Raw genomic sequence first — 20,206 nt, 5'->3', positions numbered from 1 at the left:
AGCTCGCTGCGTCACCGCTGACCCGCCGCTGATCACCCGGTCCAACGCTCACACCATGCGGAACTTCACCAACGAACGCGTCCCCGGCCACGGCGGCGTCGAGCTGAACGTCGCCCACGGGGGCAGCGGCTCGCCCGTCGTGCTCCTCCACGGCTTCCCCCAGACCAACCTGATGTGGCGCCACGTCGCCGCCGACCTGGCCGGTGACCACACGGTCATCTGCCCCGACCTGCGGGGTTACGGCGGCAGCGACAAGCCCGAGGACAGCGGCGACACCTACTCGAAGCGCACCATGGCGGCCGACGTGGTGGCCGTCGCGGCGGCGCTCGGGCACGAGACGTTCGCGCTCGCCGGGCACGACCGGGGCGCCCTCGTCGCGATCCGAGCCGGCCTCGACCACCCCGACAGGATCACCCACCTGGCGTCGCTGGACGTGCTGCCGACGCTGGACATGTGGGACGTGCTGCGCGGCACCACCGCCGCCGTCGGGTTCCACCTCTTCCTCATGGCCCAGCCGCCCGGCCTGCCCGAGACGATGATCTCCTCGGCCCCGGACGCGTTCTTCGGCCACTTCCTCGACCTCTGGGCCCGCGACCCCGACGCCATCCCGCCGGACGTCCGCGCCGCCTACCTCGCCGCGTCCCGCGCGGCCGTGCCCTCGATCGTCGCCGACTACCGCGCGTCGGCGACGGTCGACGTGGAGCACGACGAGGTGGACCGGCGCGACGGAAACCGGCTCACCATGCCGGTCACCGTGCTGCAGCAGGACTGGGGCGCGGCGCTGGGTTACGACGCCACCGCCCTGTGGGAGGCGTGGGCGGCCGACCTCACCCACGTGACGGTCTCGTGCGGTCACTTCATGGCCGAGGAGGCGCCCGCCGAGGTGCTCAAACACCTGCGTGACCTGTTGACGCGCCAAGCCGGGAATCGGTAGTACGGTGACAGCTGGTCCGCGGCTCTCCGGGGGCGACGCACGTGCGACGGCGAGCACCTTCGTCACCGCGTGGCCTGCGGGCTCCAACCGGCCGACCGCCTCGAATGTGAGTGCCCGCCGGCGACACCAGGCCCAACCTCGTCACCGTCGCCGTCGGCGCGAACCGGCAGGTCAGCCTGTTCAACGGCGGTGGCGGGGCGCGACAAGGGGGCTTACGCGTTGCGCGGGGACGGCACGGTCTGGGCCTGGGGTGACAACGGCGCCGGGCAGCTGGGCAACGGCGAGGGGTGCGGGCAGGTGCCGGCGTGCGAGTCGCGGGTGCCGGTGCGCGTCGCCGGCCTCACGGACGTGAGCGGGGTCGAGGGCTTCGCCTTCGGCGCGTACGCATTGCGGGCCGACGGTTCGGTGTGGGGGTGGGGCTCGGACCGGACCGACGAACTGGGCAACGCCGACGTCGTCGACCACGCGCCGTCGCCGGTGCCGGTTGGAGGCTTGGCGGGTGTTCGTGCGATCGGCGCAGGCTGGCAGACCGGTTTCGCGCTCGTGCCCGACCCCTGAGGACACTCACGACGCAAGCCGCATCCGGGGCGCCACGGCCACGACCGCGTGTGCGGCGGAGGCCAGCGTGACGTGTCGGTGCCACCCGGCGAAGGACCTTCCGGCGTAGTCACGGATGCCGACCCGGTCGGCGATCTCGGCGCGGTCGTGGTCCACCCGTCCGGTGAGCCTGGCGAGCCGCAGCACGGTTGCCGGCGGTGCGGGGAGATTCGTCAGCCACAGCTCCTCCGGCCACGCACCCCTGTCCGCGACCCCGAGCAGGCGCAGCGCACCTGCTCCCGGCAGCGTGACCGGCACGACCGCGGCCAGAACAGTGCGCGGCACACCCGTCACGTCGACCCAGCCCACCCGGCGCCGGAGATCCCTGACCGCCGCCATCGGCCAGTCGGCGGGCACCGACTCGTGGCCCGGCAGCACCGGCCCGGGCACGGACAGCCGCAGCGTGGTGTCGACGCGCACCACGAACGCGACCCCGGCACGTGCCAGGCCCCGCACGGTCGCCGCGGCGGGCGTGGCGCGGGCGTCGAGCACCACCGGCCGCGCGAGCCGTCGTGGCACCTCGCGCAGGGCCGCGACCGCGCACTCGCCGACGGTCTCCGCGCCGCGGCGGTCGTCGGCGAGCCACGTCCGGGACAGGTGCAGCCGCCACGCCACGGGGCTGCTCACGCGCTCCGACGCCACCCACACCCCGACCGCCTGCTGCGCGTTGAACGTCTTCCCGAGCGCCGCGTCGAACCGCCTGCCGACACCCACGGACTCCTTGCCCGCCTTGGGAACCACCATCGTCCGCACCACCAGCGCACTCGGCTCGACCCGTGCCGCGACGAACCCGGCCAGCGCGCGACGGACCGGCACCCACGGCCACGTCGAGTCGCTGACGAAGTGGTGCAGACCCTGTTCGGGCCCACCCGAGGCCGCCGCGATGTTCCTGATCGACTTGCGGCCGGGCGCGGCCAGGAGCCCCCGCAGGTACGCCGCTCCCCTGGCGCGCTGGTCGGCGCGCGGCAGGGATGCGAACACCACCTCGCACAGCTCGTCCAGCGTCGTCCTCCCCATCCCCCTACTGTCCCGGTCGCGGTTCAAAGGTCGCTCAAGGCTGAAAGTTTCGGTGGCACAACAGCTTTCCCTGCTTGACCTAAGCCGGATCGCGTCTTAACGTTGCCTCCGCGATACCGACAAAACGCCGAAACTTTCGACCCTGTTCCCGCCACTGTCGTCGAGGAGCCCCGCAATGAAGGTGTCCCGTGTCGTCGCTGCCGCAGGCCTCCTCGCCGGCGCTCTTGTCGTCGCCTCCCTGCTCCCGGCCGCCGGCTCACCCGCTCCGGCGGCCGGGGCCTCATCCCCCGACCGGACCCTGCGCGACCTCGCCGGACGCCATCTGCTGGTCGGGACCGCCGTCGACCACGCGGCCTACACCTCGGACGCGACCTACCGCGCCCGCGTCAGCAGCGAGTTCAGCTCCATCACCGCGGAGAACGTGATGAAGTGGGAGGTCGTCGAGCCGGTCCGGGGGCAGCTCGACTTCACCGCCGCCGACCAGCTGATCGCCGCCGCGAGGAAGAACGGCCAGCAGGTCCGAGGCCACACTCTCCTGTGGCACAACCAGTTGCCCGCATGGCTGACCTCCGGCGTCGAGTCGGGCGACATCGACGCGACCGAGCTGCGCGGCATCCTGCGCAAGCACATCACCGACGAGGCACGACACTTCCGCGGCCGCATCTACCAGTGGGACGTCGTCAACGAGGTGATCGACGACGACGGCCGGCCGCGCGACACGCTGTGGCTGCGTGAGCTGGGACCCGGTTACATCGCCGACGCCTTCCGCTGGGCGCACCAGGCCGACCCGAAGGCGAAGCTGTTCCTCAACGACTACAACGTCGAGGGCGTCAGCGCGAAGAGCGACGCCTACCTCGCGCTCGTGAAAGACCTGCTGGCACAACGGGTTCCCGTGCACGGCTTCGGCGCGCAGGGACACTACGGCGTGCAGTACGGCTTACACGCCGCCTCCGACGTCGCCACCAACCTCGGCCGGTTCGAGGCACTCGGCCTGGAGACCGCGATCACCGAGGCCGACGTGCGCATGCTCATGCCGACCGACACCGTGAAGCTCCAGGCGCAGGCTCAGGGCTACAGCGTGCTCCTGCAGGGCTGCCTGCTGGCAAAGCGCTGCAACTCGTTCACGGTGTGGGGTTTCACGGACAAGTACTCGTGGGTGCCCGGCTTCTTCGACGGCGAGGGCGCGGCCAACCTGCTGGACGAGAACTTCGCCGCGAAGCCCGGCTACCGCGAGCTGCAGGCGGTGCTCGCGCTGGCAGGCAGGCGCTGAGTCACCAGCGACCGTGCACGTGGGCCCGGACCCGCTCGTCGTAGACACGCTCGATCGCCGCCAGCGTGTCCTCGGCGAGCGGGTCCAGCTGTTCGGCCGCCGCGTTCGCCCTGGCCTGGTCGGCGTTGCGGGCGCCAGGGATGACGACGCTCACGCCCGGCTGGTCGATGATCCACCGCAGCGCGAGCGCCGCCGTCGACACCCCGAGCCCCTCGGCCACCTCGGCAAGTGACCGCGCGGCCTCGACCCCCACCTCGTAGGGCACGCCGGAGAACGTCTCGCCCACGTCGAACGACTCGCCGTGGCGGTTGAAGGTGCGGTGGTCGTCGGCGGCGAAGGTCGTGTGCTCGTCGTACTTCCCGGACAGCAGGCCGCTGGCGAGCGGCACCCTCGCGATGATGCCGACGCCTGCCGCGCGTGCCGCGGGCAGGACCTGCTCGAGTGGCTTGCGGCGGAAGGCGTTGAGGATGATCTGCACGCTCGCGACGTTCGGGCGGGCGATGGCCGTGAGCGCCTCGTCGCACGTCTCGACCGACACCCCGTACGCGGCCAGGCTGCCCTCGGCGACCAGCTCGTCGAGGGCGTCGAACACCTCGTCGCCGGAGAAGACCGGCGTCGGCGGGCAGTGGAGCTGCACGAGGTCCAGCCGCTCGACGCCGAGGTTCGCCCGGCTCCGGTCGGTCCACGCACGCAGGTTCTCGGGGGTGAACGCCGCGGGCACGTGCGGGTCGGCGCGGCGGCCGCACTTCGTGGCCACCATGACGTCCGCGGCGCGTTCGGCGAGGAACCGCCTGATCAGCCGCTCGCTGCGACCGTCGCCGTAGACGTCGGCCGTGTCGAGGAAGGTGACCCCGGCGTCGACGGCGGCGTGCAGGACGGCGAGGGCGTCCGCGTCGTCGACCTGCCCCCAGTCCGCGCCGAGCTGCCAGCAGCCGAGGCCGACCACCGAGACGTTCCTACCGGTCCTGCCGAGTACTCGATCTTCCACGGGCCAAGCGTAGTCAGCCGAACCACCGCTTGCCGCCCGGCAGGTACATGCAGACGGCCGCGACCACGGTGACCGCCGCGTACCCCAGCACGAGACCGCCGGTGGCCGACACCACGAGCAGCGCGTACGCGACGGCGAGCAGCGTGAGCGCTATCAACGTGACCCGTGCCCAGCCGCGCCCGGCCCGCATCCCGACCGCGAGCACCGCGCCGACGACGCCGAGCAGGATCCCGCCCCCGATGATCACGAGGACGGAGAGGTCCACCACGCGGTCGACGGTGTCGTCGGTGGCATCCGGGTCGCTTTCGCGGGCGATACGTGCCAGCTCGTCCTGCATGGCGTCGATCCTGGTGAGCGCCAGCACCACGGTGACCACGGCGACGAGGGCGGCCACCCACCAGAGCCAGTAGGACAGCGCGACGACCCTCGGTCGGGGTGCCTCGCGCCGGGCCGCGACGGGCGGCGCCGACAACCGGGCGGTGCTGGGCCGGGGAGGCGGCGGACCCGCGGTCACGAGACCTCCCGACCCGGCACCCGGCCGGTCCCGGCCTGCGGCTGCCACCTGGCGCGGCCACTCTCGGCGACCCCTCGCGCAGCACACCTCAGGCGCGATCCTTCCCCGCCGGACCGCGCACGACCGCGGCATTCCGCCGCGAGTGCCCGTTGGACGGCTCGGCCGGCCGGGCGAGCCGCGGTGCGGCGGCGCGGACCCTCGCTCACGGCGTCTCCGAGGTCTCACCCGTCGTCTCACCGGTCGTCTCACCCGGCGGGTCCTCGGGTGGCGGCGGCGGGGGCTCGGTGGAGGAGTCCACCGGCGGGTCGTCCGGCGGCGGCACCGACGGCTCCTCGCTGACCACCGGCGGGTCGCTCTCCCCGACGGGCGGCGGGGTCTGCGACGGGGTGTCGGACGACCGCACGATGTCCCCGTCGTGGTTGCTCTCGCTGCCCGGTGCCCCGGTGGTGGGCGCCGTCTGGGTCGGCGGCGGGTTACCCGCGATCTGGTCGGCGCGGTCGCCGCCGGTCGTGGGGGCCGGTGTCAGGGACTCGGGCGTCGTCTGCGCGGGCTTGGCGCCGGGGCGCCTCGGGCCGGGGGGCGTCGTCTCCCGGTACGGCTCACCCGTCCACGGGTCGGTCTCGCCGGGCTCGCCGACCGGGGCGCGGTCCACCACCTCGCGCGGCAGGTCGGACGTGTCGGCCGAGCCGACCGGGGTGCCGCTGTCGGTCAGGTCCGACCCGACCGTGCTCGCCGTCGCCACCACCGCGACCAGGCACGCCGCGATGCCCGCGGTGATCGCGAGGCCGCGGCGCGACCAGCGGCTCGACGGGGCGGGCACGACGACCGTCCGCTCCGGCACGGGTGAGGTCACCGGCGACACCACCACCGGGGCGATCGACAGCGCGGCGCCGCTCGCCACCACGGACTTCGGGTCGGCGTCGACCGTGACCGGGCGGTCCAGCTCGGCCGACACCCGTTGTGCCACGAGCGGAATCCGCGACGACCCGCCCGCCAGCAGCACCGCGGCCAGGTCCTGGGCCCGCACGTCCGCCGACGCGCACGCCCGCCGCAACGCCTCGACCGTCTCCGCTATCGCGGGGGCGACAAGCTGTTCCAGCTCCGTGCGGACCATCCGCACCCGCATGCTGACGCCGGGCAGCATCACCGGGATCGTCACCTCGGTGTCCGCCGACAGACCCTCCTTGGCCTCCGTGCACTCGCGACGCAACGCCGCGGCGGCCGTCCGCACGAGGGGGTCGTCGAAGTCCAGCCCCGTCCACTGCGGACCGACCGCGGCACGCACGTGGGCGAACACCGCCTCGTCGAAGTCGACCCCGCCGAGGGACTCGATCCCTTCCGGACGTCCGGCGAGGACGAACCCGCCGTCCGGGAGCCGCCGCACGATCGCGGCGTCGAAGGTGCCGCCACCGAGGTCGTACACCCCGACCGCGGCACCGGGCGGCACGTCGCGCGACGCCGCGTACGCGAACGCCGCGGCGGCCGGCTCCGGCACGAGCCGGACGGTGGCGATGCCCTGCTCCACGAGAGCCGACGTCAACAACGCGCACTTGTGCCTGCCCCACGAGGCCGGGTGTGTCAACGCCAGCCCCTCGGGTCGCGCGCCCTCACGCTCGCTCACCCGGTCCACGACCCAGCGGACGAAACACGCCGCGATCGTGTGTGCCTCGATGGGGAGACCGCCAATGAGTAACGGGGTCTCGTCGCCGATGCGGCGTTTGACCTCCCGAATCACCCGATCGGGGTCGGTCACGGCGCGTCGTGCGGCCGCGTCCCCCATCACCATCCCACCGTCGGGTGCCACGAACACGACGGACGGAACCGCCGCCCTGTTGTCCCCCAACGGAACGAGCTCGGTCACCTGCTCACCGTCGCGGTGCACCGCTGCCGCGGTGAAGGTGGTGCCGAAATCGATTCCGAGCCGGTAACCCATCCTCGCCTCCAAGCGAAACGCTGCTAGTGAAGACGTAAAGCGACCGGCGAACGTTACAGAAAACCGGACAAGACGACAAATGACATGGCGGAGGGAAATCCCGTGATTATTCGCCTGCTGGTCACCGCGGCCGCAGTGCTCGTGGCGGCCGGCTGTGGCTCCGGCGAACAGCCTCCCGAGCCGACCGTACCCGCGGTCGAGACGCCGAAGGGACTCGTCGGCATCGACCCGTGCGTGCTGCTCGACGACACCGCGCGCGGCACGCTCGGACTGGCGGCCGGGGTGCCCGGCACCGACGAGCTGGGGGCGAACTGCAGCTGGCGCGGCGAGAACGCCGTCTCCGCGCAGCTGACCGCGTTCACCAGCGGAAAAGGACTGTCCGACCTGACGAGGGACCGCGACTCGAGCACCAGCAGGGTGCGGCTGCTCGGCTATCCCGCGCTGGAGACCTTCACCTCGCGCGGGGAGTTCTGCCGTTACGACGTCGGGGTGGCGCAGGACCAGGCCATCGTGGCCACCATGCGCGCGGGCGAGCCCGACTCGTGCAGCGCGCTGCAGGAGTTGCTCACCGTCGTCATCGAACGACTCCCCGCGACCGGTTAGGTGTTTCACCGGTCCGTCCGTTTGGGGGCAAATCCCCTAACGGCCGCGCCACGCCACCGTCGGCGGCCGTCCGGGGACGAGGGAGAAACCCCGATTACCGGAAGGCGAGGGGCCCATAGATTTTGTTCCATGCCGGGCGGATTCCGTCGGGGACGAACAGCTCCTCCGCCCATCTGAACAAGGAACAGGACCAACGATGGCGAACTTCAACTTCCAGCAGTACGTGGCGCCCGTCCAGGACGTCGACACCAGCACCGCGGGTGGTGCGGGCGGTGCGGGCGGCGAGGGCCGCAGCCTGGGCTTCGGGTACAGCGACGCCGACGCCGACGGCGGCACCGCGACCGGTGGCCCCGCGGCGGGTGGCGCGGGTGGCAGCGGCAGCGGCGCCGGCAACGGCGGCGCGGGCGGCGACTCGACCACGACCGGTGACGGCGGTTTCGGCGGCTTCGGCGGCTGGCCGTTCGGGTTCGGTGGGGACGGTGGCGACGGCGCCGAGGCGGACGACGCCGGTGACGGCGGCGCGGGCAGCGGCTCCGGCGTCGGCGCGGCGGGTGGCGCGGCCGCGGGCGGGTCCGGTTACGCCGGTGCGCACGCCGACAGCTCGAACGCCACCAGCTCCGGGCCGGTCGACGCGAGCGGCGGCGCCGGTGGCGCGGGTGGGGACGCCACCGTCGGCGCGTCGCAGAACATCAACGTGTCGAACTCGTTCGCGAACGTCGGCAACGAGGACAACGACTTCACGGTCGTCAAGAACTCGTTCAACCAGGACAACGACGGGCTCGACAACAGCCACGGGCACATCACCGACAGCGTGGTCGCGGGCGACGACATCTCGAACTCGCTCAACTCCGACGACGACGTGGACATCCGCGACTCCTACAACGACACGCTGACGCAGAACACCACCGACCAGTCGAACCACACGTCCTACACGGACTCGTTCAACGGCAACACGTTCGACAACGACGGCTTCGACCTGGACCTCGACATCGACGACGTCGACGTCGACATCCACTAGCGATGACGGCGACGATCTCCTCGCTCATCGAGTTCCTCATGGCCCTGCTGGGCGACGAGGACCTCCAGTCGGACTTCCGCGCCGACCCGGAGGGTGTCCTCGACCAGTACGGTCTGGACGGCACGTGCGGTGAGGACATCAGGGACGCCGGGCCGATGGTGGCCGACCAGGCCGGCGTGCACGGGTCGGGCCACCCGCACTTCGCGGGTGGCGACGACCCGGTCGGTGAGATCTCGGTGCTGACGAGGCACTACGACCTCACGATCCGGCCGACGACCAACGAGTACAACATCTACTACGTCGACGACCGCGATCTCGTGATCACGGTCGACGACCGCGACACGGTCAGCATCCACTCCGAGGGCGACCTCACGATCACGGACTCCTTCAACGAGGACAACGACATCACCGTGATCCAGGACTCGTTCAACCAGGACAACGACGGGGTGGACAACAAGGGTGGCTCGATCGACCACAGCGTCGTCACCGGCGACGACACCACGTCGTCGCTGAACTCCGACGACGACGCCACCATGACCGGTTCGCACGACACGACGGTGACCGACACCTCGACCGACCTGTCCACGGACACCGACGTCGACGGGTCGTTCTCCGGCAACGTCTCGGACGACGACCTCGTCGACACGCACGTCGACGTCGCGACCGAGGCGGACCCGATCGCCGACTCCGCGCCCAGCGCGCTGCACGAGTCCGGCGACCTGTGGCCGGTGGTGGACGCCGACGCCAGTGAGGCTCTCGACGCGGACGCGTCGGTGTCCGGCTGACCACCACGACCGCCCGGGGTGCCCCAGTAACCGCACACACACCCCGGGCGGTCGGCACACACGTTGGAGGCAAACAGATGCGAGGCGCAGAGTCCGTCGACACCGTCGACACCGCGCTCGAGGTGATCGCGCACTACCGGCGGCCCGACCTGGAGGCACGGCTGCGGCAGACGGCGGGCAGGCTGCGCACCGACCGCGTCAGGGTTCTCGTGGTCGGCGAGTTCAAGCAGGGAAAGAGCCTTCTGGTCAACGGCCTCGTGAAGGCGCCGGTGTGCCCGGTGTTCGACGACGTGGCCACGTCCGTGCCGACCGTGGTCCGGTACGCGGCCGAGCCGAGCGCCGCGCTCGTGCGGGTGGTGGAGCAGTCCGACGACGGCGACCCGGCCGCCGCGAAGGTGGCGCGGGTCGAGGTGCCCATCGAGGAGCTCGCCGGGCACCTCTGCGAGACCGGCAACCCCGGCAACCGGGAACGCTGGCGCAACGCGGACATCGGCCTCCCGCGCGCACTGCTCGCGGGTGGGCTGGAGATCGTGGACACCCCCGGCGTCGGCGGGCTCAGCTCCGTGCACGGCGCGGCGACCATGGCCGAGCTGCCGTCCGCGGACGCGGTGCTGTTCGTGTCGGACGCCTCGCAGGAGTACACCGCGCCGGAGCTGGAGTTCCTCAAGCAGGCGACGGCGATGTGCCCGAACGTCCTCTGCGTACTGTCCAAGGCGGACCTCTACCCCGAGTGGCAGCGCATCGCCGAGCTGGACAGGCGGCACCTCGCGGGGGCGGGCGTCGAGGCGGACCTGCTGGTCGTGTCCTCCGCGCTGCGGGTGCACGCGGTCAAACACAACGACGAGGAGGCCGACCGCGAGTCCGGCTTCGGCGAGCTGGTCGAGTACCTGCGGGAGCGGGTCGTCGGGCAGGCCGAGCTGCTGGCACGCCGGTCGACCGCGCACGACGTGGTGGCGGTGACCGAGCAGCTCGCGACGACGCTGCTCGCCGAGCAGGCCGGGCTCACCGACCCGGACGCGGCCGCGGAGGTGATCCGCAGGCTCACCGAGGCCAAACAGCAGGCGGTGGCGTTGAAGGAGCGGTCGGCCCGCTGGCAGCACACGCTCAGCGACGGTGTCGCCGACCTGAACGCCGACATCGACTACGACCTGCGCGACCGGATGCGTGACATCGTCCGCGAGGCCGAGGAGGAGGTGAGCAGGGGCGGCGACCCGCGCAGGACGTGGGACCAGCTCGCGGCGTGGGTCGAGCAGGAGGTGAGCGCGGCGGTCGCCGCCAACTTCCTGTGGACGGCCCAACGCGCACGCTGGCTCGCGGGCCAGGTCGCCGAGCACTTCTCCGGGGACCAGGAGCTGCTGCCCAGGATCCGGACGGACGCCGAGGACCCGCTCGAGCGGGTGAGCGCGATGGACCTGCGGATCGGCGAGCCGTTCGGCATCGGCCAGAAGGCACTGTCCGGGCTGCGCGGCGGCTATGTGGGCGTGCTCATGTTCGGCATGCTCGGCACGCTGGTGGGGATGCCGCTGATCAACCCGTTCTCGGTCGGCGCCGGCCTGCTGTTGAGCGGCAAGGGTTTCACCGACGAGCGCAGGCGTGTCTACACGAAGCGGCAGGTCGACGCGAAGGCCGCGGTCCGGCGGTACGCCGACGACGTGATCTTCCAGGCGGGCAAGGACTCCCGCGAGCTGCTCCGGCGGGTGCAGCGCGACCTGCGGGACTACTACACCGACCGCGCCGAGGAGACCAACCGGTCGCTGAAGGAGTCGCTCGCCTCCGCCGAGCGTTCCGTGCGGTCGTCCAAGGAGGAACGTGAACGCCGGCTGGCGGAGATCCCCGCCGAGCTGCGCAGGCTCGGGGACCTGCGGGACAGGGCGCTCGCGTTGACACCGGGCGGGCGGCGGGTACTGGAGGCGGCGTCGTGAGCGTTCTCACCGAGGCCGTTCGCGGCGTGCTGGGGCGGGCCGTCGACGTGTTCGCGGCGGCGCCGGAGGTCGCCGAGGCGCTGCGGGCCCAGCTCGACCGGCTGGACGAGCCGCTGCGGGTGGCGATCGCGGGCAAGGTCAAGGCGGGCAAGTCGACGCTGCTCAACGGGCTGGTCGGCGAGCTGATCGCGCCGACCGACGCAGGCGAGTGCACGAGGGTCGTCACCTGGTACCGGGACGGACCGACGCCGCGCGTGGTGTCCTATCCGGACAGTGGGCCGCCGGAACCACTGGCCGTCCACCGGTCCGCGGAGGGACTCTCGGTCCGGCTGCGTGGCGTGCCCGCCGAGCGGCTGCGCAGGCTGGTCGTGGACTGGCCGTCGCAGAGCCTGCGGGACATGACGCTGATCGACACCCCGGGCATCGCGTCGACGTCGACCGCGACCTCGCGGCGCACGCTCACACTGCTCACGCCGGAGGAGGACGGGCCCGCCGAGGCGGACGCCGTGGTGTACCTGATGCGCCACCTGCACGTCGCGGACGCGGAGTTCCTGGAGTCCTTCCGTGACCAGGGCGTCGCGCGGGCCAGCGCGGTGAACACGATCGCGGTCGTGTCGCGGGCGGACGAGGTGGGTGGCGGCCGCGTCGACGCGATGCTGTCGGCGCGGCGCATCGCCCGCCGCTACCGGACCTCCCCCGCGCTGCGTGGCCTGTGCCAGACCGTGCTGCCGGTGGCCGGGCTGCTCGCGGCGACCGGGAAGACGCTGCGGCAGCACGAGTTCGCCACGCTGGCCGCACTCGCCGGGTCGCCCCGCGAGGAGATGGACGACGTGCTGCTGTCCACGTCCCGGTTCCTGCGCTCGTCGCGCGTGCCCGCGCTGGCCGCCCTGTCCACGGAGGACCGTCACGCGCTGCTGGGGCGGTTCGGCCTCTACGGGCTGAGGCTGTCGATGATGCACGTCCGGCAGGGCTGCCACGACGCGGGCGCGCTCGCGGCGGAGCTGTTGCGGGGCAGCGGGATCGCGGAGCTGCGTGAGGTGCTGCACGCCCGGTTCACCGAGCGGCGGGACCTGCTGAAGGCGCGTACCGGGTTGCTCGCCGTGGAGCGGGTGCTGCGTGCCGACGTGCCCGGCACCGACCCGGACGCGGTGGCGCGGCTCGCCGCGGAGGTGGAGCGCATCTCCTCGGGTGCGCACGAGTTCGTCGAGCTGCGGTTGCTGTCGTCGCTGCGCAGTGGCGACGTGGCGCTGCCGGAGTCCGACGCCGGGGTGGCGGAACGACTGCTCGGCGGCGAGGGCGTCGCGGTGTCCCGCCGGTTGGCGCTCACCCCCGACACCCCGGCGGCGCAGGCCCGGCGGGTGGCGCTGGCGGAGCTGGACGGCTGGCGGCGCCGCGCGGAGAACCCGTTCGCCTCCCGGGAGGAGGTGCGGGTGTACCGGGCGGTGGCCCGCAGCTGCGAGGGGATCGTCGCGGGCCTCGCAGCAGTGTCCGTCTAGGGTGCGAGCAGCACGCGCAGCCGGTTGAACAGCTCGTCGCGGCTCTCGACGCCGAGTCTCGTCTTCATGCGTGCCACGTGGTGCTCCACGGTCTTCGCGGAGATGAACAGCCTTGCGCCGATCTGCTTGTGGGTCAGGCCCGCGAGGACCAGGCGCCCGACCTCCAGCTCCCGCTCGCTCAGCGGGGGCGTCGCGGTGTCGTCCACGGTCTCCCTCGCGGGTGCCGGGTCCACGGTGTCGCCGAGCGCCCTGGCGCAGGCCATGAGGTCGGCGGTGGCCTTGCGGTCCCCCGTCGCGCGGTTGGCCGCCGCGGCGGCGAGCCGGGCGCCGTCCCAGTCGAGGTTCGCCTGCCGCAGGCCCGTCGCCGCCGCACGCACCTGCGCCACGTCGACGTCACCGGCGGCCACCCTGCGCCAGCAGATCGCGGCCTCGGCCAGACACCGGACGTGCGGGGCACGCGCGGCCAGCGCCTCGAGCGGGGCGGACTCGGGTCGGGTGCCCGCGGCCAGCGCCGCGTGCACGAGGGACCAGTGCAGGGGCGCGGCCCACAGGGGCGGGTCGCCGAGGGCAGCGAGGAGAGCGTGCGCCCGGTCGAGGTGCGGGCCCATGGCCGGCTCGCCGAGCAGCGCCGCCGCGACCGCCAGCTCACCGAGGGGGCGCAGGAGGTAGAGGTCGACCGGGTGGCGGATCAGTGCGGTCCTGGCCCGCGCGAAGGACTCGGCGAGGGCCGGGGTGTCGTCGGTGCGGCGGGCCAGGCCGGCGGCGAGCGCGGCGGCGAGCACCTCGTCGGCGGGCTCGAGCGGCCCGTTGACCCGGTCGAGGACCTCCCGGACGGTGTCGAGGGTGCCCCGGGCGAGGGCGTTCCAGCCGTGCAGCAGCAGGAGACCGGCTTGTGCCAGCCCGCCGCCGACCTTGCCGGCAACTGCCTGCCCGAGCGTCGCGTCAGCCAACGCCGTCTCTCCGCACTGTGCCGCGACAGTTGCCGCGATCTCGGCCGGGCTGTAGGGCAGCAGCACGCACTCCCCCGCCGGTTCGAGCAGTCCCGCGGCTCTCGTCAGGTCGGACAGGGCGGTCGGCAGGTCGCCGTCGACGGTCGCGAGCAGGCCCGTGGCGAGCAGGCGCACGGCGGGTGCGGTCAGCGTCGGGGCGTCGTGCTCGCTGGCCGGGGCGTGTGCGAGGACCGCGCGGGCCCGGTCGAGCCGGCCGATCGCGAGCAGGGCGGGCACGGCGATGATGGCGTCGGCCTCGCCGAGCCTCTGGTACAGCTCGGCGGCGCGGCAGGCGAAGCCGCGCTGGGCGAGCACTGCGGCGGTGACCTCGACGGCGCGGCGGCGGTCGGCCTGCGTGGTGTCCTTGGCGGCGAGCGTCTCGTCGGCCAGCCGCAGTGCGCGGGCCGGGTCGCCCGCGAGTGCCGCGGCCTGGGCGTGCCGGGCGGTGACAGGGCTGCCACCAGCGCGGACGGCGGCGTCGAACAGTTCGCCCGCGAGCTGTGGTGAGGTGCGGAGCGCCTCGTCCGCCGCGGCGGCGAGCACCTCGGAGGCGCGGGCGCCGGTGGCGTGGGCGTCGGCGAGCCGTCGTCCCGCGGCGAGGACGGGACCGCCGTTGCCAAGCTGGATCTCCGCGAGGCGTCGTTGCATGTCGCGGGCGCGCAGCACGGGCATGAGGCGGAGCATGAGGTTGCGGACGAACACGATGAGCTCGCCCGAGTCGGTGAGCAGGCCGGTGGCGCGGGCGGCCTCGACGGTGTCGGTCAGCCCGGCCGGGTCGGTGCCGAGTAGCTCGGCCAGCACGTCGGCGTCAAGTGGCGCACCGAGGGCGAGTGCCTCGATGAGCTGGTAGATCGGCGGTTCGAGGGCTTCCAGCAGGTAGCGGAGCCGTTCGGCGAGGCCGGGTGACACGGAGATCCGGTTGGGGCGGCGGAACCGCTCGGGTTGGCGCGGGTCGAGCCTGCCGGTGTCGAGCAGTGCCTGGGTCACGAGGCCGGCGAACATCGGTGATCCGCCGGACTGCTCCAGGACGACGGCAACCAGCGCGTCAGTGGCCTGACATTTGCCGCGCCGCTCCACGAGTACTGCCACCTCGTCTTTGTCAAGGTGTCCGAGCACGATCGGGGAATGGTGGCGGGAGAGCAGGGCCCCGAGTGCCGAGAGTCCACCGGGCCGCGGCCACGGACGGTAAGTGACAATCATTCGCGTACCCGGGTCTTTTGCCCGCTGCCGGAGCGTTTCCAGGGCGGCGGAATCGAGCCGGTGGGCGTCGTCGACGAGGATTGGCGAGGCGTTGTCGATGATCGTGAGATCGGTGTCCGGCTGGATGCGAATGGGGGCGCTACCAGCCCGTTCGTAGCTCGCGGCGATGGCCCTGAGCAGGGCGGACTTGCCGGTTCCACCGGGTCCGACGACGGCGGCGGTGAGTGCGTCGGCAGGGAAGGCCGCGAGCTGGCGGAAGAGCCGGCCCGCAGCGGGGAATGCGGGTTCCGCGGGTGCGGGCCGCTCCGCCATTGGAAGTGCCACACTATTGGAGTCGGTGACGGAGCGTAGACCATTACAAGATCGCGAAACGGGCCGAGGTTGCACCTGCTCGTGCAGCTGCAACTTCGGCCCGCGTGTTCACACGTTCGGCGTAATCGATCTCCCGGCAACTGCCCTTCGCACATCCGTCACTTGACCGATGTCTCACGTCACCCCCGCCGGGCAGACTGTCTATTGTCAGAAAAGTCTGGGAACAGAATTCACGGGGTGAATGTGGTGGCCGCGGAGGACTGGCACGACGAACTGGTGCTCGTTGCTGAAATGTCGAGCGTCAACAACCAGATCGCACGGTTCGTGCTACGCATGCTCGACACGGACGCCCAACGCAACGAAGGTATAGGCGTAGCCGACGAATGCCGCCTGGGCGGCAGGCTCGTGAATCTGGGGTACGCATTGCAGGACCGGGCCGTACACAGAGCGGCAGGGCGTCACCGAGAGGCTGGCACCATCTCGGAAACGCCCTGCACCCGAGGTCACGCGACCCGGAGTCAATTGCAGACACGCTGACAATTGACTGCTACACTGTCAGTTGTAGGTCATGTTGTACGTCATGTCAGGAACGCCGCTGTTGTACGTCATACCAGGTGGATCAGCGCTTGCGGTGCCCACCACCGCAAGCGCCGCCGCCACGGTCGCCACCACGGCGATCACTATTCGCGCGACTTTCATCGTGCCTCCTGATTCCTCATCCTCCTGGGTACGGGAAAATTGGGTGCGCAGAATTGGCGTGCGCTATCGCCGCGAGGGTAGATTGATGGCCGAACTTATTTGTTGAGAAAAGGATCGCATACCAGAAGTAATGGGTAATAACTGAGTGTTAACGAACGGCTAACGGAATGAGCACGACCACGGTTGGCGTAACCTGCCCGCCGACCGTTGTTCCATGCCGCGACACGCAATACTGTCGAGGTATGCCGAGAGAGGGCCGCACCCTTGTGGGCCGCGACGCCGAGTTCTCCCGACTTACCGGGTGGCTCAGCGACCTCGCAACCGGAGCCGGCCACGCGATTCTGCTCGAAGGCGAGCCGGGCATCGGCAAGTCCTCGCTCGCACACGCCACCATCGCCACCGCCGTAGAACGCGGGTTCTCCGTGTACTGGGCCGAGTGCGACGAGCTGGGGCAGACCCTCCCCCTCCAGCCCCTGCTCGACGCGCTCGTCGGCATGGAGAGCACCCAGCCGCGGCTCGACACCGTCCAGCGCCTGCTGCGTGGTGAGCTGACCGGCGTCGCGGATCCCGCGATGGCCGCCGCGGAGCAGATGCTGGCGCTGATGAAGGAGCTGGCCGGCGCCGCCCCCACCGTTCTCGTGGTCGACGACCTGCAGTGGGCCGACCTTGCGACCATCAGCGTCTTCGAGTGGCTCGCCCGGATGGTCGGCCGCACGCCGATGCTGTTGATCGGCATCGTGCGCCCCGTCCCGCACCGCGACGAGCTGGTGGCCATCCGCCGCATGGTGGGCCAGCACGGTCTGGTCCGCCTCGAAGGTCTGACCAACAGCGCCGTCACCGAGCTCGTCGCCACGATGTCCTCCGGCGAGCCGGGAGCGCAGCTGCTACGACTCGCCGCGGAGGCGGGTGGGAACCCTCTCTACCTGACCGAGCTCATGGACGCGCTCGTCCGCGCCGAGCGCCTGACCGTCACCGAGGGCGGCGCCGTCGACGTCACCAGCGGTCCCGTCCCCGACTCGCTCGTGGCCGCCATCACCGACCGCCTCGACTTCCTGCCCAAGGACGTCAGGACCATGCTCCAGGCGGCCGCGCTCCTCGGCATCGAGTTCCTCGTGACGGACCTGGCGATAGTCCAGGGCTGCCGCGTGACGGACCTCGTCAGGGGTATCGACGTCGCGCGCACCGCGGGGGTGCTGAAGGACATCGGCGACAAGCTGTCGTTCCGGCATCCCCTCATCCGGTCGGCGCTCTACGACGACATCGCCGCGGCGGTGCGGCCCGCGTGGCACCGCGACGCCGCACGCGCGCTCGCGGAGGCGGGGGTACCGACGCCGCGGGTGGCCCGGCAGCTCCTCCACGCGATCAGTGTGCCGAGCGCCGACCCGCTCGACGAGTCGCTGCTGAACTGGACCGTGGACGCGGCGGCGTCGCTGATCGCGCAGGCACCCAAGGACGCGATCGCCCTGCTGCGTCAGGCGTCCAGCCGGTCCCCCGCGAGCACCTCGCGTGGCGCGATACTCGCGTCCCGGCTGGCCGAGGCCCTCTACCGGGCAGGCGAGTGCGCCGAGGCGGTCCGGGTCGCCAGCCGGGCCATGACCGTGGTCGAGGATCCCGACCTCCTCGTCGACCTGCACTGGACGATGTCGCAGAGCCGATCGCTGCTCGGTCAGTCCGACGAGGCCCTCGAGGCGTTGGAGCAGGCACACGACCTGGCCGCCATCTCTGCTCAGCAGCGGGCACGGCTGCTCGTGCTGACGGCGAGGGCCCACCGGGACCTCGGCGAGGTGTCGGTGGCCGGAAGCGTTGCCACGAAGGCATTGGCCACGGCGGAGGAGGCAGGCGACACCTGGGCGATGGGCTGGTCCCTACACGTCCTGATCGTCGTGTCGATCATGAAGGGTGACGTGACCGTCGCGCTCCCCCTGTTCGACCGCGCGCTCGACGTCGTCGGCGACGACCCGTCGCTGAACGACCTCAGCCTGCTGTTACAGATCAACAAGGCGGTCGCGCTCGGCAACCTCGACCGGTACGAGGAGGCGTTGGGGACCGCGACCCGGGTGCGCCAGCTCGCCGACCGCACCGGCAGCCTGGTCAGGCTGGCGCAGGCCCAGAGCGCCCTGGGACAGCTGCTCTTCCACGTGGGTCGCTGGGACGACGCGCAGTCCGAGGTCGACACCCTGCCGGACGACTTCAAGGATCCCGGCGCCACCTGCTGCGACCGAGGGATCGCCGCGGTGATCGCCTTCCACCGCGGGGATGCCGCCAAGGCCCGTCAGCACCTCGAGCTGGCCGCGCCCAGTGCGGAGCAGATCGGGAACCGGGTGGTCTCCTCGCTGATGTTGGCTCGCAGTCTCGACCACGAGGTGGCCGACCAGCCCGACGAAGCGTTGGCCGTGCTCACGGACCGGGTCACCGGGGACGCCGAGGAACTGGACGAGGTCGAGGACCTCCTCCCGGAGGCGGCCCGGCTCGCCGCCAACACGGGAACCGCCGGGGCCGCGGCCGAGGTCGCCGAGCAGGCGGCCATCCTGGCGCGGCGGTCGCAGGTGCCTCACCGGCTCGGGACCGCCGCCTACTGCCGCGGTCTGCTGGAGCGCGACCCGCTCCTGCTGCAGCACGCGGCCGACCGGTACAACGACGCCGGCCGACCCCTGCTGCGCGCCAAGGCACTCGAAGCCGCCGCCATCGGGTTCGCCACCCGTGGTGACAAGGACTCCGCGCGCGGCGCCTTCACCCGCGCCGACGAACTCTACGACCGGCTCGGCGCCAACTGGGACCTCGCCCACCTGCGTGCCCAGCTCCGCCAGCACGGCATCCGCCGCGGCCCCCGTGCCAAGCACCGGCAGGTCCAGGCCGGTTGGAACGCCCTCACCCCCACCGAGACCAAGATCGCCGGGATGGTCGCGGAAGGGATGTCCAACCCGCAGATCGCCGAGGTGCTCGTGCTCTCACCGCGAACCGTCGGGACGCACGTGTCCCACATCCTCGCCAAGCTGGGGGTGCGGTCGCGGATCGACATCGCGCGCGAGGCCGCCGAGCACGACCGCACCACCGCCTGATCAGCTCACCAGCTCGTCCTGCCGCCTCGGTGGTTCGCCGTCGTGCCACGGGAGGACCTTGCCGAAGCGGACCAGTTCGCCGTAGGTCGACGGGTCGAGCGGGTTCAGGGCCAGGTCGACGATCGGGGCCGCGGCCTGCCGCGGACTCCGCGCCTGGCTGAAGTCGGCGAACCACGGACGTGACGCGCGGGTGTCGACCAGGCCGGGGCACACCGCCGCGATCAGGCGGCCCGCCGCCAGGTCGTCGGCACGCCTGGACACGGCTACCGCGCGGACGGCGGCCACCTGCGCCACCTTCGACGGCACGTTCACCCACTTCGGCCAGCCCTTCTCCTGGGCGGTGCCGTCGTGCACGGCCCCGAGCCAGTCCGCCACCGCCGTCTCGACCGACTCCAGTGGCACGTCGTCGAACAGCGGGTGCAGGCGCGGCTCCAGGTGGCCGAGGGTGCCCAGGCTGCTGGCGACGACCAGCAGCCTGCCACCCGGCGCCAGGGTCGGGGCGAACGACCGGAGCACCGCGTGCGTCGCGGTGTTCGAGACCGCGACGAACTCGTCCGCCTGCTCGGTCTGCGGACGGTCCGGGACCAGCGGGGCCACGGCGTTGGAGACCACGATGTCCGTCCGGCCCAGCTCGGCTGCCAGTGCGATGATCGCGGACGTGTCGGCGACGTCGAGTACCCGCCCCTCCACCCGGGCGCGGCCTCGCACCCGGTCGGCCGCCGCCTTCACCCGGTCCGGGTCGCGGCCGGTCAGCAGTACCAGGTCGGCCGGGTCCATGCGGGCGGCCAACTCCTCGACCAGCGCGTACCCGAGGCCCTGGTTGGCACCCGTGACGAGAGCGATGCGTGTCATGTCACCAACCTACGAACA

Annotated in this window: 17 protein-coding genes; 10 read left to right on the top strand and 7 right to left on the bottom strand. The window is 72.0% G+C overall.

Features of this window, described 5'->3' with window-relative positions; translation table 11 throughout:
• Positions 1 to 55: 55 nt before the first annotated feature.
• Positions 56 to 934 (top strand): alpha/beta fold hydrolase, encoded by an 879-nt coding sequence (locus CLV71_RS23935; protein WP_133905100.1) that lies wholly within the window; start codon positions 56 to 58, stop codon positions 932 to 934.
• Positions 935 to 1,123: 189 nt separating this feature from the next.
• The gene (locus CLV71_RS23930) at positions 1,124 to 1,492 is read left to right on the top strand and encodes an RCC1 domain-containing protein (protein WP_166664234.1); all 369 of its coding nucleotides are present in this window, start codon (positions 1,124 to 1,126) and stop codon (positions 1,490 to 1,492) included.
• Between the two features lie 6 nt (positions 1,493 to 1,498).
• Here CLV71_RS23930 and CLV71_RS23925 read toward each other — a convergent pair whose 3' ends face one another.
• Complete coding sequence (locus tag CLV71_RS23925) at positions 1,499 to 2,548, bottom strand: IS701 family transposase (RefSeq protein ID WP_166664233.1); 1,050 nt, start codon at positions 2,546 to 2,548, stop codon at positions 1,499 to 1,501.
• A gap of 175 nt (positions 2,549 to 2,723) precedes the next feature.
• Between CLV71_RS23925 and CLV71_RS23920 the strand changes: the two genes are divergently transcribed.
• Positions 2,724 to 3,818 (top strand): endo-1,4-beta-xylanase, encoded by a 1,095-nt coding sequence (locus CLV71_RS23920; protein ID WP_133905098.1) that lies wholly within the window; start codon positions 2,724 to 2,726, stop codon positions 3,816 to 3,818.
• A gap of 1 nt (position 3,819) precedes the next feature.
• Here the strand turns inward: CLV71_RS23920 and CLV71_RS23915 are convergent, their stop codons facing one another.
• From CLV71_RS23915 to CLV71_RS23905, 3 genes are all read right to left on the bottom strand, one after another.
• Positions 3,820 to 4,806, bottom strand: a complete 987-nt coding sequence (locus tag CLV71_RS23915; RefSeq protein WP_133905097.1) for an aldo/keto reductase — start codon at positions 4,804 to 4,806, stop codon at positions 3,820 to 3,822.
• 13 nt (positions 4,807 to 4,819) lie between these two features.
• Complete coding sequence (locus CLV71_RS23910) at positions 4,820 to 5,320, bottom strand: hypothetical protein (protein WP_133905096.1); 501 nt, start codon at positions 5,318 to 5,320, stop codon at positions 4,820 to 4,822.
• 202 nt (positions 5,321 to 5,522) lie between these two features.
• Entirely contained in the window at positions 5,523 to 7,253 is a 1,731-nt protein-coding gene (locus CLV71_RS23905; RefSeq protein ID WP_133905095.1) for an Hsp70 family protein, read from the bottom strand.
• Positions 7,254 to 7,355: 102 nt separating this feature from the next.
• Here CLV71_RS23905 and CLV71_RS23900 point away from each other — a divergent pair, with 102 nt between their 5' ends.
• The 5 genes from CLV71_RS23900 (at position 7,356) to CLV71_RS50165 (ending at position 13,077) form a co-directional block, all read left to right on the top strand.
• The gene (locus CLV71_RS23900; protein ID WP_166664232.1) at positions 7,356 to 7,856 is read left to right on the top strand and encodes a DUF3558 domain-containing protein; all 501 of its coding nucleotides are present in this window, start codon (positions 7,356 to 7,358) and stop codon (positions 7,854 to 7,856) included.
• Positions 7,857 to 8,052: 196 nt separating this feature from the next.
• A complete protein-coding gene (locus CLV71_RS23895; protein WP_133905093.1) occupies positions 8,053 to 8,874 on the top strand; it encodes a hypothetical protein in 822 nt (273 codons plus the stop codon).
• 2 nt (positions 8,875 to 8,876) lie between these two features.
• A complete protein-coding gene (locus tag CLV71_RS23890) occupies positions 8,877 to 9,659 on the top strand; it encodes an IniB N-terminal domain-containing protein (protein ID WP_133905092.1) in 783 nt (260 codons plus the stop codon).
• 77 nt (positions 9,660 to 9,736) lie between these two features.
• Entirely contained in the window at positions 9,737 to 11,581 is a 1,845-nt protein-coding gene (locus CLV71_RS23885) for a dynamin family protein (protein WP_133905091.1), read from the top strand.
• Complete coding sequence (locus CLV71_RS50165; RefSeq protein ID WP_133905090.1) at positions 11,578 to 13,077, top strand: dynamin family protein; 1,500 nt, start codon at positions 11,578 to 11,580, stop codon at positions 13,075 to 13,077. The genes CLV71_RS23885 and CLV71_RS50165 overlap by 4 nt, the downstream gene beginning before the upstream one ends.
• On the opposite strand, the gene CLV71_RS23875 is transcribed toward CLV71_RS50165, so the two are convergent.
• Positions 13,074 to 15,155: a helix-turn-helix domain-containing protein gene (locus CLV71_RS23875; RefSeq protein WP_133905089.1), complete on the bottom strand. Its 2,082-nt coding sequence runs from the start codon at positions 15,153 to 15,155 to the stop codon at positions 13,074 to 13,076. The genes CLV71_RS50165 and CLV71_RS23875 overlap by 4 nt on opposite strands.
• Before the next feature lie 660 nt (positions 15,156 to 15,815).
• Between CLV71_RS23875 and CLV71_RS23870 the strand changes: the two genes are divergently transcribed.
• Positions 15,816 to 16,115 carry a hypothetical protein gene (locus CLV71_RS23870; RefSeq protein ID WP_133905088.1) on the top strand — a complete coding sequence of 100 codons (300 nt, stop codon included), beginning with the start codon at positions 15,816 to 15,818 and terminating at the stop codon, positions 16,113 to 16,115.
• 18 nt (positions 16,116 to 16,133) lie between these two features.
• Here the strand turns inward: CLV71_RS23870 and CLV71_RS47885 are convergent, their stop codons facing one another.
• Complete coding sequence (locus CLV71_RS47885) at positions 16,134 to 16,277, bottom strand: hypothetical protein (RefSeq protein WP_166664231.1); 144 nt, start codon at positions 16,275 to 16,277, stop codon at positions 16,134 to 16,136.
• Between the two features lie 242 nt (positions 16,278 to 16,519).
• Here CLV71_RS47885 and CLV71_RS23865 point away from each other — a divergent pair, with 242 nt between their 5' ends.
• A complete protein-coding gene (locus tag CLV71_RS23865; RefSeq protein ID WP_133905087.1) occupies positions 16,520 to 19,336 on the top strand; it encodes a helix-turn-helix transcriptional regulator in 2,817 nt (938 codons plus the stop codon).
• Here CLV71_RS23865 and CLV71_RS23860 read toward each other — a convergent pair whose 3' ends face one another.
• A complete protein-coding gene (locus CLV71_RS23860; RefSeq protein ID WP_133905086.1) occupies positions 19,337 to 20,188 on the bottom strand; it encodes an SDR family NAD(P)-dependent oxidoreductase in 852 nt (283 codons plus the stop codon).
• Positions 20,189 to 20,206 lie beyond the last annotated feature (18 nt).

This window comes from Actinophytocola oryzae, from assembly GCF_004364325.1.
In the GTDB taxonomy this organism is placed as follows: Bacteria; Actinomycetota; Actinomycetes; order Mycobacteriales; family Pseudonocardiaceae; genus Actinophytocola; species Actinophytocola oryzae.
The sequence above is the reverse complement of the archived record's forward strand: the minus strand, read 5'-3'. Positions and strand labels throughout refer to the sequence as shown.